General features: G+C 32.6%; 9 protein-coding genes. 2 read left to right on the top strand and 7 right to left on the bottom strand.

The features are described from left to right. Nucleotides 1–120 precede the first annotated feature (120 nt). Together P8V03_RS04070 and P8V03_RS04065 are read left to right on the top strand one after the other, a co-directional pair. Nucleotides 121–1515 carry an MATE family efflux transporter gene (locus tag P8V03_RS04070; RefSeq protein WP_261672430.1) on the top strand — a complete coding sequence of 465 codons (1395 nt, stop codon included), beginning with the start codon at nucleotides 121–123 and terminating at the stop codon, nucleotides 1513–1515. 202 nt (nucleotides 1516–1717) lie between these two features. Beyond that, nucleotides 1718–3130, top strand: coding sequence for a PdaC/SigV domain-containing protein (locus tag P8V03_RS04065; RefSeq protein WP_318796867.1), 1413 nt, complete (start codon nucleotides 1718–1720; stop codon nucleotides 3128–3130). Between the two features lie 137 nt (nucleotides 3131–3267). Here the strand turns inward: P8V03_RS04065 and P8V03_RS04060 are convergent, their stop codons facing one another. The 7 genes from P8V03_RS04060 to P8V03_RS04030 form a co-directional block, all read right to left on the bottom strand. Next, nucleotides 3268–4626, bottom strand: a complete 1359-nt coding sequence (locus P8V03_RS04060; protein WP_318796866.1) for a DUF6179 domain-containing protein — start codon at nucleotides 4624–4626, stop codon at nucleotides 3268–3270. Next, nucleotides 4626–5117 (bottom strand): DUF6323 family protein, encoded by a 492-nt coding sequence (locus P8V03_RS04055; protein WP_318796865.1) that lies wholly within the window; start codon nucleotides 5115–5117, stop codon nucleotides 4626–4628. Before P8V03_RS04055 ends, P8V03_RS04060 begins: the two co-directional genes overlap by 1 nt. 200 nt (nucleotides 5118–5317) lie before the next feature. Beyond that, nucleotides 5318–6544 carry an MFS transporter gene (locus P8V03_RS04050; protein WP_318796924.1) on the bottom strand — a complete coding sequence of 409 codons (1227 nt, stop codon included), beginning with the start codon at nucleotides 6542–6544 and terminating at the stop codon, nucleotides 5318–5320. Nucleotides 6545–7040: 496 nt separating this feature from the next. After that, nucleotides 7041–8213, bottom strand: coding sequence for a glycoside hydrolase family 113 (locus P8V03_RS04045; RefSeq protein ID WP_318796864.1), 1173 nt, complete (start codon nucleotides 8211–8213; stop codon nucleotides 7041–7043). Nucleotides 8214–8262: 49 nt separating this feature from the next. Further along, nucleotides 8263–8385, bottom strand: coding sequence for a hypothetical protein (locus tag P8V03_RS04040; RefSeq protein ID WP_318796863.1), 123 nt, complete (start codon nucleotides 8383–8385; stop codon nucleotides 8263–8265). 336 nt (nucleotides 8386–8721) lie between these two features. Then, the gene (locus tag P8V03_RS04035) at nucleotides 8722–11829 is read right to left on the bottom strand and encodes a cell wall-binding repeat-containing protein (RefSeq protein ID WP_318796862.1); all 3108 of its coding nucleotides are present in this window, start codon (nucleotides 11827–11829) and stop codon (nucleotides 8722–8724) included. A 310-nt stretch (nucleotides 11830–12139) separates the two neighbouring features. Beyond that, on the bottom strand, nucleotides 12140–13114 hold the full coding sequence (locus tag P8V03_RS04030; protein ID WP_318796923.1) for a D-alanyl-D-alanine carboxypeptidase family protein: 975 nt from the start codon (nucleotides 13112–13114) through the stop codon (nucleotides 12140–12142). Nucleotides 13115–13161: the final 47 nt, after the last annotated feature.

Genomic DNA, 13161 nt, shown 5'->3' with positions numbered 1-13161 from the left:
AACTTGTGATATAAAAACTACAGCCTTTTCTAAGACCCTTGACTATATGGTTATATATCCCTTATTATAACAATGGGAAAATGTGTATACAGGAATAGTATATAAAGACAGGAGTTGTGTATGTTAAATATAAAAAAGCCTTTGTTTCAAAATAAAGAAATGATAATTACAGTATTTGCATTGGCATGGCCTTCTATAGTAGAACAAGCACTGCAAACTTTAGTGCAATATGCAGACTCGGCCATGGTAGGCAGAATAGGAGCTGAGGCTTCTGCCGCTGTAGGACTAACAACTACAGTAACCTGGCTAATAAATGGACCTTTTTTTGCTATGGGAATTGGTGTCCTAGCTTATATAGCTTCATCTATTGGTGCTCAAAAATATGAAAAAGCAAAAATTGCAGCTGTTCAGTCCATTATAATTACAATTATATTAGGAATTGCTGTGGGAATACTTATGTTGTCCATTAGTCCCTTCCTACCAAAGTGGTTGGGAGCTGCACCGGAAATTCAAAGGGATGCTTCAATTTATTTCGGCATCATATGCCTTCCTATGTTGTTTCGTGCTTCCAGCATAATCTTTGGAGCTGTACTTCGTGCTACTGGGGACATGAAAACCCCAATGGTGGTTAACCTTATTATGAATATTATCAATATACTTTTAAATTACATATTGATTTATGACAGCAGAACAGTATCTATAGGTAATTTTAGCTTTTTTGTCTATGGTGCTGGACTAGGGGTGGTTGGCTCTGCTACTGCAACTGCAATTTCTCACTGCATAAGTGGTACCTTGATGTTTGTTGAACTTTACAGAAACAAAATAATATCTCCTAAAGGTGAAAAAATTAAACTCCACAAGCCAATTATGAAAAGATGTATTCAGATAGGCTTCCCTGTGACCTTGGAACGGGTTACAACCTGTCTTGGACATGTTGTTTTTACGGCATTAGTCACTAAATTAGGTACTATTGCCCTTGCTGCCCACTCCATTGCACTAACAGCGGAGCAAGCCTTTTATATTCCAGGCTATGGTATGCAGGCTTCTGCTTCAACACTGGCTGGAAATGCTTTAGGTGAGAGAAATGAGAAAAAACTTCATAATGTATCTGTTACAATAATAGGAATTGCCGTTGCTATTATGACAATAACCGGTGCTATACTTTTTCTATTCCCAAATGTTATGATGTCTATTTTTACTAAAGATCCTAAGGTAATTCAATCTGGTGCTTCCGCTTTACGTATTGTAGCTATTTCTGAACCAATGTTTGGTGCTCTTATCATTTTAGAAGGTATCTTTAATGGTGTAGGAGAAACTAAAATACCATTTTTAATTTCATTACTTACTATGTGGGGTATTAGGATTTTATCAACTTTTTTATGTGTTTCTGTATTTGGTCTTGGTTTAAATGCGGTATGGCTTTGCATGGTAGCAGACAATGTTGTACGTTTTATCCTTCTTACAATTTGTTTTATCAGCGGACGGTGGAAACGTAATCTTCAGTTTACTCAATAAACTTCAAGTAGGCCTTATCCCTGCTTGAGGTTTATTTTATGTAATGATAATAAAAAATTTATTTATATTACAAATTGAAATTATTAATTCTTTTGTAACCAATTTTTAAACTATTTGTAAGGGTTTTGTAACCACTCTTTATGATTTGTAAAGTATATTATATACATAACACCAAACATAACAAATTAAGGAGCGGATATTGATGAAAAAAATACTTTGTTTAGGATTAATTGGAATGTTAAGTCTGGAAGGTACTTACTTTGTAAAGGCAGCACCAACACCTCAACATACTCCCATTGTATATGTGAAAGATACACAAGTCACTGCCCAATCTAAAGTAAAAATTTCAACAAAGGAAATAAAAGATATTAAGGAAGCTTACCAAATTGATTTAAAAATTCCAGTGCTAGAAGGAATAGAAGATAAGGAAATTCAAACTTCCATTAATTCTTTCATAGAAAAGGATGCACTTGCTTTTGCAGAAGATATAAAAAATCAGGGAATCCAATTTACCAAGGATTCAAAAAAACAGGGTCAGGAAGTAAGGCCTTATACTGCTTCTACCAGCTACGAAGTTGCCTACAATAAAAATAATATAGTAAGTATAGCTTGTACTTACTACAATTACACCCTTGGGGCTCATGGACACTCCCAAATAAAAACCTTTAATTTTGATTTAACCACTGGAAAAGAGCTTGCTTTAAAAGATCTATTTGATAAAAGTGAAGATTACTTTCCTATTATTAACAAAGAAATTCAAAAACAAATTAAAGCAGATCCAAATAAATATTTTACAGAAAAAGACAATAACTTTGTTACCATTACATCGAATCAACCTTTTACAATAGAAGATGGTAATATAACTCTTTATTTCAGCTTATATGAAATTGCACCATATTCAACAGGTATTCCAGAATTTAAAATTCCCTTCTCCCTATTTAAGAAGGGAGTAAAAACAGGAATAGAGCTGAAGAAGGATTCTATAAAAGTTGTACCAGAGTTAACATCTGAAAAGAATGATGTTTTAAGCTCCGATATACAAGTTCCAGTACTAAAGAATTTAAAGAATGAAAAACTTCAATCTGAAATAAATAAAGCTTTTAAGGATAGAGTTCTGCAGATTAAAGACCAAATGACAATTGAAGGAAAAGAGGCCTCAGAAGATGCTAAAAATTACGGTTATGAAGCTAGGCCTTATAGTCTATCTGCAGATTACTACATCTCTTACAATGAAAAAAATATTTTAAGTATCACCAGCACCTATTATCAATACACCGGTGGTGCCCATGGAAGTACCCTTATGGAAACTTCTAATGTAAATTTAAAAACTGGAGAAAAAATAGCACTGAAGGATTTATTTAAAGATGGAGTTAACTATAAAAAACTAATTACCGAAGAAATAAAGAAACAAATTGTTTCAGATGATAGATTCTATTCTGATGCTTCTGCTGCATTGAATACAATTTCAGACAATCAATCTTTTTACATTGCAGAAGATGGTATAGTGATCTACTACCAATCCTCCGAAATAGCTCCTTATGCCGCTGGCATTCCTGAATTTAAAATTCCATTCTCCATGTTAAAAGATAGTTTAAAGCTTGATGTAGTTCGCTAGTTTTAATTTAAAAATCAAAGACATTGAGTTAACTTCCATTGATCCAATGTCTTTATTTTTTGTTAAAAATTCACGCCATTCTAGTTACCTTTCAAATTTGTAATACTACTATCTAGAGAATATCCCCTTAAATGTGGTTATATATCAATACCTTGAGATATTTTAATTATGTCTTCTTTTTTCCTATCATCCAAGCTCTCTAAATACTCCTTAAATTTTCCACGCCATTCCTTGTCACTTTCAGTGCCATAATCAATATCTAAAACTTTATCATTAGATATAACCACCATTAATAGTGCTACTTCAAAATCATCTAGAGCTTTAAAAATATCAATAAATTCATCATCAAATATACAATCAGCACTAAACACATCTACTAAATCCTTTAAGCTATGAAATTCTTCCCTTATAATCTCTATTTTCTCTTCTACCTTGCTACAATCCCTAATCTCCTCAGTTATATATCTAAATTTACTATCCTCTAAACTTTCTCCATCCTCATATTTAAGCATATTTTCCTCTGACTTGTTTAAGGTAATAAATATATTTTCTAAAGTATCAGTTTCAATATGTTTTTTTATTTCTGGTGCAACCTGACAAAGAGTTCTATTTATATATTCCATAAGCTTTTTATCCCTAATAGAAAGCTCCTTACGGAGTTTTTCTTCTGCCTGAAAAATTAATTTCTTAAACTCTAGTTGAGATAAGTTTTTCATCATGCTTTTAAGATATGCTCTATCCCCTTTAGTTATCTCTAAGGACCTTCCTTCCTTTCCCGCTAGAATGCGTCCTAGATAATTAATAAGAACTAACTGAAAAATATTTATTAACATGTGATTAGAGTCCTTATTAAAGCCTTTTAATAAAGCTTCAATCTCTGCACAGTTGAAATATGAACAAAACTTATTTTCAAGAATTACTTTATTTAAATAGTCCTCTATATACTCAATTCCTACTAAATAGCTTTCACTAATAGCCAGTGGATAATCTATAGATCCTGGGATTCCTTGACTGGCAAACCTAGGATCATACTCTTTAAAAAATAATGGAATTCCATAATCAATAGTATCTATATATGCGTAATTTTCTGTTTTCACTCTAGTTTCTTTTGTAATCTCTAATAATCTTTGGCATTCATCTATCTTAGCCCTTAATACTTTTTCACCCTGGGCAAATAAATACTTTATCTCCTTCTTTTTAATTAAGGCTATACTTTCCTCCATCGTTGGCTGGCTTTTTAAAAATATTCCCAGTGTATAATAAACAGATAACATAATTTGCTCTGCAATTTCCACCCTAAGGGAAGAACTCTTATTTTTTGTATAGTAGCCTACCATTTCTTTTAAGATATTTAACACTTGAAGCTGAATACTTTCAATATCCTTTATCTTTAATAAATTCTTTGAATGAAGCACCTGTACTAGAGATTGAAAGTAATGTTCTTTACTTAATGAATCTTCAAAATCACCTTTTTTATTTATAATAAAGTTATCCATTATTCTTCTTCATCTCCCTTCTCATATCTCTCTATGTCTTCATCCACATCTAAATAATCAGCCACTCCATACTTTATATTATGGGCTATTTTATCTAGGTACTTATATCTAAGGAGTTCTATATCCCCCTGACACCTATTGTCAAAGTACTCCTTCATCAAACTAATTAATTCCTCATCACTTATCTCTTCCATTGTTTCATTTTTATAATAGTAAAAAGTTTCTATAAGGTCATCTATAATTTCAACATAGTTATGCTGTAAAATATAAGGTGAATCACAAAAGTTAGAAATAATTTTCGTTATTATCCCTCCACCAAATTCTACTCTACCATTGCCCTTTAAAACTTCAGTTCTCCTTTCAATAATTGCTGTTATATCTTTGTCAGAAAGCTTTAAACCGTATTCTAAGGTTTTTTCGTTAATCTGCTGAAGTTCTATAAATGCCTGCTTAATTATCATAGAGTTTGGAATAGCCATGATAGAATTCATTATAAATTCCCTCCTAAACTTTTTTAATTTTTCTATTGACTTTTTATTTTAAATGTGTTATGATATAATTGAATATATTATAATATTTAACTGCATATAATTTTATCACTGCCTTTATTTTAAGTCAATGATATTTTTTATATTTACATAAAATTAGTCAAAAACCCTCAACAGTATTGTTGAGGGTTTATCTTTAAAACTTATATTTCAGGTTCTGAAGCCGATTTACCAGCTTCAATTAATGCCTTATCACCAATTAGGAAAAAACTCTGAGCAAACATCAGAATACCGGTTATAATAAGCAGCCATTCTATCCTTATGATATCAGCCAATGGTCCAAATATAAGCATTCCCATAGGCATCATAACACTTGATATCATAGCCAGAACTCCAAATACTCTACCTAGAAAATCTCCTTCTACCTTCTCCTGTAATAAAACTGTAGATGGCGTATTAAACATTGGCATAGCAACTCCGATTAAAACCATAAAAACAAGATAGATCCAAAACACAGGGATAACTCCAAGTGCAAGGGTACTTATTCCAGTAATAAGGCATGACATTGTCATTGTATGAATTCTATTTTTAAAGCCACCCCAGTAAGCCATAATCATACCACCTGCCATCATTCCTACAGAAAAAGTAATTTCAATTGCAGTAAGACGCCAAACATCATTACCAAAGGTACGTGAAACCTGCAGAGGCGTTAAAAACGCAGCCGGTGACACGAGGATAAAGAAAAAGGCACAAAATACAAAAAATTTCTTAACATATTCATGGTTTTTGATATAGTAAAACCCTTCAGCCATATCACTAAAGTAGCTGACTGCTTGCTTCTCCATTGCTTTTCCATGAGCCGGAACATGCAAAAACAGAAGTAATGTTAATACTCCTATAGCTGCTGTAAAAACATCTATAAAAAATATTGCTTCTATAGAAGCCATAGTTAAAAGTGCACCACTAAGCATAGGAGACACAAGCATAACCAGTGATTGTATACTGCTATTTGTTGCATTCACCTTTGTAAGTTTATCCTCAGGCACAAGTTGTGGAATAAAGGCTCCAACAGCAGGAATTTGTATTGCTGCACCTAGCGCACGTATGGCAGAAACAACAAAGAGAAGCCATGTATATTTATATCCCATAAGAAATAGTATAGCTAAAACTAGAGTTGATGCTGCAATCATAGAATCCGATAGAACAATCAGCATTTTACGATTATAACGATCAGCCCACACTCCTGCAAAGGGAGATAGGAAGAATGTAGGTAAAAACCCACAGATAATGGCTATGGTCATCATTACACCAGATTGTGTTTGCAGTGTGATATACCAGGTAATTGCATACTGAACCAGAGAAGACCCAAATAAAGATATGGTCTGGCTGGTTAAAAATAATATTACATTTCTTTTCCAATTTGTATTCATATTCGTCATATACACCTCTACTATTTTTTTACATATAATTTATTGCGGCATTAGTTATTATACCCTAATGATTATAGCGAATTTCATCTTCATCCTCCATTCTAACTGAAATAAAAAAGCATAGATCGGTCACCTATGCTTAGAGTAAAGGGAATAACTTCCTCATTTCCTATTCTATTTTAAAAAACACAAAAAGAGGGTAGATTTGTCTCTCCCTCTTGAAGGCATACTTCTATACCGTTAATAAGGTTTTCTTAAAAATAGGCAGACCAATCCCGATTACTCTACACATAGGCAGAGCCTTTAGCACTATTAAGTTAGTTACATAAAGAAAAAAATCGAAATCTTATATAAAAAACACCCATTTTTAAGCAATCCTCCATTCTTTTAATCGTATCTATATGATAGCATACATATTTAACCATTGCAACGTAAATACTTGAAAATAAGTATTACCTTACAACCATTTAAACTTCTGTAATTCTACACCCATCCTTTAATTCTTATTGTACCAATTCTTTATAACTGAAGTACTTTGCTCACTAGGATAATAACGTTTATCAGCACTAGTCTCACCTATTGAAAATACAGAAAATCCTAAAAACCATGGTTCATTCTCAAATTCTCTTCTATAAGCCTCAAAGCAGTTAGCCTGCTCCACATCATTTATAATATTATTTTCATCTGGATTCCAAGGTTCAGCCGAGGCCTTATTAATTCTAGGAAAACCAAGCTCTCCAAAGAAAATTTGTTTATCCCACTTATCATGCAATCCTTTTATTTCTTCTTTTATCTTTTGCTTTCTATTGGGATTTTGTGTACTTTCTATAGCCTTAACTAAATCTTCTACTGTATTTGTATCCTTACCTAAAGATTTATCTGTAAGCTCAAAGTAAGCTGCAATAAAAATAAAATCTAACTTGGAGAACATTCTGTTGTTTAGTTTGCTTTGGTATCCTTCTGCTATATACCACCAGCCCGTTCTGTAGGTTACTAATCCATCATAATGCTCTCTAACATAGTCTATGGTATCGCACCAATATCCTTCTGCATATTCCAGGTTATTAAAGCTTGACCCTATATTTATAGCATCTACATTATATGGATTGGCAATATTATCAATTAATGACTTCAATACAGTTGTCTTCCAGTTCCAAAAGAAAGTATTTATATTGTCTGGACTCCAATTAGTTTCAGGATCATCTCCATCATTTATCCATGGGTAAGGTTCTAATATTATATTTATATTTTTATCTTTCAATTCCTTTATTAGATTTATTGCCTTTTCTTCACTATACTTGTCTACCGTCATGGCACTTGAAGATAAGTTATCTATTCTTATTACTACAGGTATATTCAGAGTGTTCAATTGGAACTTGTCTATATCACTTAAAGCCTGCTCAATACTATAATCTGTAGCTAAGTTACCTGATTTTATCTTTGTTTTCAAATCTTTGTTTAAGGTTTTATCTTTATCACCGACAGAGAAATCTAATTTATATTCATTTTTCAATGCTTTCCCTGTAGTAGAATATATATTATTTCTTATTTTTAGCACATATTTTTCTCCTGATAAGTACCCCTCTTCTGGAGCTGTTATTTTCACTACTTTCTTGTCTTCTCCTTGTTGAACTCCTATGTTTACTTTAGTTCCTTTGCTATCAGTCACTGTTATAGCATCTCTAGTTAAATTTTCTAAAGCGATCTCACTATTAAATTTAACTATCCCATGTTTTGTTTGAATTTACTACCTGATTGTCTATAAATTCTGCTGCTTGTACACTAGGTGCTGTCATCAAAAGAATAGTACAAAGAAATCCTGTTACAATTTTACTCTTCAAGTTATCTCCTCCTTATTACTCTATAAAACCAAATTTTTGACAGTATGTCAATATAATCCACTGGATTTCTTAAATTTTAGCCATCACAAAACAGTAAAGACTTCTAGCATTTTCGTCAGTAAGAAAACAGCTGATAGATTAAATATTTACTGATTTATAATAGACTTTATGTATTTGTAAACCAAGGGGCTGTCGCATTAAGAAATTTATATACAATATACTGGTTTGCAACTCAATAACAAACACAATATGTTGTAAAATTTACTCTTAGTGCGACAGCCCCAATTGATCATCCATATTTATACTCTTTTTATTTCCTCTTTATATAGTTTATAACTATTTGAACACCTTATCTACTACAGATGGAGGCACTACAGCTTCTCCGCCAATGACATATTTCATTTTTATATAGGATTTTAAACTACCTAGTCTATGGATAATATCTCCATTATTAGCCATACCTTCATCCATAAGAATAATAGGACTGCCAAAGGTTGCTGCTAGGGCTGATCCTGATAAAGCATCTGCAAATCCCTGACCAGAAGCAATCATAGTTATTCCAAAGTAAAAAGGAAATCTTTCCATAACCTTTATATTAGTTTCATATCTATCCCTTCCACCTATCCTCTCAACATTCGGCAGCTTATTTGCTACATCTTCATTGATGACCCCTGTTCCTCCTATTAAATAGGTTTTATTTACACCATAAACTGAAATAAATTCTTCTATGCCTTCTGACAACTTGCTGCCTTCTGTTAAAAGAATTGGTATCTGTGAATCTGCTGCATAGGAGGCTATAGACAGGGCATCTGGAAAGTTAGCTCCTGAAACTACAAATATCTCTCCAGCGCTTCCTATATAGTCAGCTACAGCCAGTGAAGTTTCATATCTATCATTTCCGCTCAATCTTGTTATGCTAATCCCTTTTGCTGCCAACTTATTTTCTATATTCTTTGATACAGAAGCAGTTCCTCCAATAATAAAGACTTCCTTTACTCCTAGCCTTGATATTTCTGCTTCGGTGCTTGGCATAAGTGCACTGGGATTAGTTAATAGTATAGGAGCTCCATATGTTCTAGCTAAGGGTGCTGCACTTAATGCATCCGGAAAATCCTCTCCAGAAGCAAGTACTAAATAATGGGAACTTGCCCATTGCTTTGAAACATTTACGCTAGTTTCATACCTATCAATACCTTTGATACGGTTAAATTCCTTTCCTGTGTTAAAGCTTATACTATAAGAATCATTGTATAAGGTATTTACAGAATCATTTACTGCCTTAGAATCTATGTTTAAAGTAAAATTGGTGTTATAAGATAAATCCTCATGTTCTATAACTAGTAAACCATCCTGAACATAAGCGTTAACCTCATAATTCTTGCCACTGTCTTTTATAGTAATCTTTGAGCTATCAACTGTCTCTATATCATAGTCAAACTTTACGACTATAGGATAGTCTGGAGGTACATCTACATCTCCATTACTGATACTTGAATTTTGTACAGTTAGCTTTTTTATATCTGGTTTAGCATTTATAGATTTCATTGTAATATTATCAAAATAGTGAAGCTTCCCAAAGTTATCGAAAATTAGGATGTTCTTTTCATGAGTAGGTATAGTATTTATTAGTTTCATAGAGCTTAGACTATATACCCCAGATTTTCCTACCATAATATTCTCTTTTTCATATACTGCATATATAGGCTCCGGTAAAGCTACAGGAGCTTTAGTAAGATCCTTGGCATTAAAAAGCTTATCACTACCTATTACTTTATTTTCATTTTCAGTTAAAAATACAGGCGTATCTATAGGATAATTATTGCTGGCTAAGTGTTCTATCTTAGAACTTTCTTCAAGTTTAATGCTATTTCCATTTACAGAGTACTTCATTACATTATTGGCTTCAAAACCTGATGGAAAGCTATATTCATTTAACTTATAAAAGTATTTGCCATCAGCAGTAAACTTGATATCTCCTACCTGATCTATAGGTGCCCCGTAATTAATTTGCACAAAGGTGTCTGAATCAAAAACCAAAAGTGCTGGACTTGCATCACCAGTTATAACGTATAATTTATTTCCTTTTTCATATATATGTCTATGTCCATTTACCAGATCAGCTTTTGGTGCTGTAGCAAATTTTAAGTTACCAATATTAGCAAGTGTACTTAAATCAATTTTACTAACTAAATATTGAGTATCATCATTTACAATATAAAGTTTTGTACCATCTTCTGATAAGGTTATTGCAGAAGGTCTGTATTTTAAATCTACAGTTCTCTCTAAAGCATCTGTAGCAGCATCGAAAATCAACAGCTTGTTAAAAGCAGAATCCACTGAATATACTTTATTTCTACTGCTGTCATATACCGCTGAAATAATTTTGTCCGGAATAGTACCCTCTGATGGGTTGTCTAAACTAAGAGCATCTAATATATTTTGCTTAAATATAGTATTTATAGTGTACTTTCCTGCATTATCCTTAGTCACCGTTATAATTTTGTTATCCTGTGCAAATATATTCTGTATATTAGAAGGAGTTTTATACTTTCCTAAAAGTTTAAAATTACTATAATCATAAACACTTATTATATTTTCACTTGATGCAGTGTAAAACTTGTTTGCTGCAGTATCAAAAGCTATGTCTTTAAATTCACCCTTTATAGCGGTCACATAAGTCATATCATTTCCTTTATCATTTGCAGCGTTAAAAACTGTTCCAGCTGAATTAAAAATATACTTTCCATCAGGAGATATCTTAAAGTAATTATTAGCTGGAAAATCATCATGATAAAGCCATTTATAAAAACTTATTTTGGAACTGCCATTACTTGCATTAAAAGTTCCCATTTGAATAGGACTTGATTTAGTCTCCATAAAATAAACCTTATCCATAGTAGGATGAAGTTGTCCTGCACTCCCCTGATAAATTTTTTCTTCACTAGAACTAACCTCTTTTCCATCTCTAGAGTAGGCTTTTATATAAGTCCACTGATGAGAACCTCCAAATAAATAAATATAGCCCTGCTTATCTACAACAATATCGGAAGGGTCAATATCCACATTAAATTCTTCCCTCAAAGTAAGGCTTCCGGCATCAATAATAGCTATAGAGGCTTCTTCAGGGGAATCGCCAAACTGTTGATGTCCACTTTTTAAAAGAGTTACGAATAGTTCTCCCTTAGATAAAGTAAGTCTTTCTGGTGCTAGTGTAAAAGATATACTCTTATGTTCACCGGTATCATAGTTAATTGAATGGACCTTTTTTCCTGCCATATCTGTGAAATAAAGAATAGGCTTATCCGGATCAGCTATAACCTGTGTTGGAGTAAAATTTAATTCAGTGGAGTTATTTCCATTTTCAGCATGTACTAATAAAAGATTACTAAAGCTTAAACTAATAGTCATCATGAAAATTAGTAAAAGTCTAAATAATTTTTTCATGTATATCCCCCTTGTATGTGCTGTTTGAGATTTGTAAATTTGAAACTAGTAAATTATTTCATCTGTAATCTTAATAGGCACAGATAAAACTATGTTTAACCTCATTCTACTATTGATATCTAATTTTTTATATGGTGTTTTATAGTCAGCGTATCCATAAAACGCTAATAAACTAAAAAATGCGGATTAATAAAAGATGCCATCGAAAAAGTTCTGCTTTTTCAGTGGCATCTTAATAAAACCCGTATTTTCTTAGCACTGTTATATTCATATTATATTAATGCTTATACTGTTATCTTCTAGGTTACACTCAACTCTTTTTGTATTTTCCTAATTTGTTATATACAGCGTAAGCGTCATCAATGTTATATTGCTCTGATTTATGATTACCCTTGGCTCCTGCCGTTACAAGTATATACTCCCTGCCACCTTTCTCTGCAAGACTTGCAAGACATAACCCGGCTCTATCTGTATATCCGGTCTTGCCGCCTAAAATTCTCCCTCCATCAATAACTGGGTTTTCCATGTTTTTAAACATTGTGCTGTGAAATGTAATCCCCTCTGGATGTTTGTTAGTAGGTGTTGTGGAATAACGTGAAGAAGTAAAAATATCTCTAAAAGTATTATTTTTCAAGGCATAGCTCAAAAGTATTGATAAATCTCTTACTGTAGTATAGTGATTACTATCTTGAAGCCCAGTGGAATTGGTAAAGTGTGTATCTCTCATTCCCAATGCCATTGCTTTTTGATTCATTATCTCTACAAATTTTTTCTCTGATCCTGCAATGTGGTCTGCAAGTCCAATGGAGCACTCTGCTCCACTGGGCAGTATTACACCATAAAGCAAGTCAATTGCTCTGACATTTTCATCTGGTTTAAATCCTGCTATTGATGCATCCTCCTTGTAGAGCTCATGAAAGGTGGCGTTAGAAAGTTTTATATTTTCCTGTAAGTCCTGTAAGTTCTCAATTGCAACTATTGCTGTCATTATTTTAGTTAAAGACGCAGGGTAAATCCTTTGGCTGCTATTTTTCTCCATCAATACAGTGAGATTATCCAACTGAATCAGAATGGCATTTGGACTGTTCAGATTCTTTGATAGTACTGAAAGTGAAGGATCAGGTACTGTGGTCAATAAAGAAGTCTCCCCTGCTTTATTGACCTTAGTTTTTATAAACATGAATTTTCCGTTACTGGTAAAATTAAATATGTAAATAAAAACAATAATAGCTATTATCAGAAGAACAAAAAACTTAGATTCCTTCTTTTTTATTTTTTCCATAATAAAAACAACTCCTTATTTTGTGATAGCTATATTTAATCACAAAACAA

The sequence above is a fragment of the Clostridium tanneri genome, from assembly GCF_033659955.1.
Classification (GTDB): Bacteria; Bacillota; Clostridia; order Clostridiales; family Clostridiaceae; genus Clostridium_AM; species Clostridium_AM tanneri.
The sequence above is the reverse complement of the archived record's forward strand: the minus strand, read 5'-3'. Positions and strand labels throughout refer to the sequence as shown.

Excerpts from the sequence above, each read along its gene's own strand:
- P8V03_RS04070 (WP_261672430.1), top strand. The coding sequence starts at position 121 with ATGTTAAATATAAAAAAGCCTTTGTTTCAAAATAAAGAAATGATAATT.
- P8V03_RS04065 (WP_318796867.1), top strand. The coding sequence starts at position 1,718 with ATGAAAAAAATACTTTGTTTAGGATTAATTGGAATGTTAAGTCTGGAA.
- P8V03_RS04060 (WP_318796866.1), bottom strand. The coding sequence starts at position 4,626 with ATGGATAACTTTATTATAAATAAAAAAGGTGATTTTGAAGATTCATTA.
- P8V03_RS04055 (WP_318796865.1), bottom strand. The coding sequence starts at position 5,117 with ATGAATTCTATCATGGCTATTCCAAACTCTATGATAATTAAGCAGGCA.
- P8V03_RS04050 (WP_318796924.1), bottom strand. The coding sequence starts at position 6,544 with ATGAATACAAATTGGAAAAGAAATGTAATATTATTTTTAACCAGCCAG.
- P8V03_RS04035 (WP_318796862.1), bottom strand. The coding sequence starts at position 11,829 with ATGAAAAAATTATTTAGACTTTTACTAATTTTCATGATGACTATTAGT.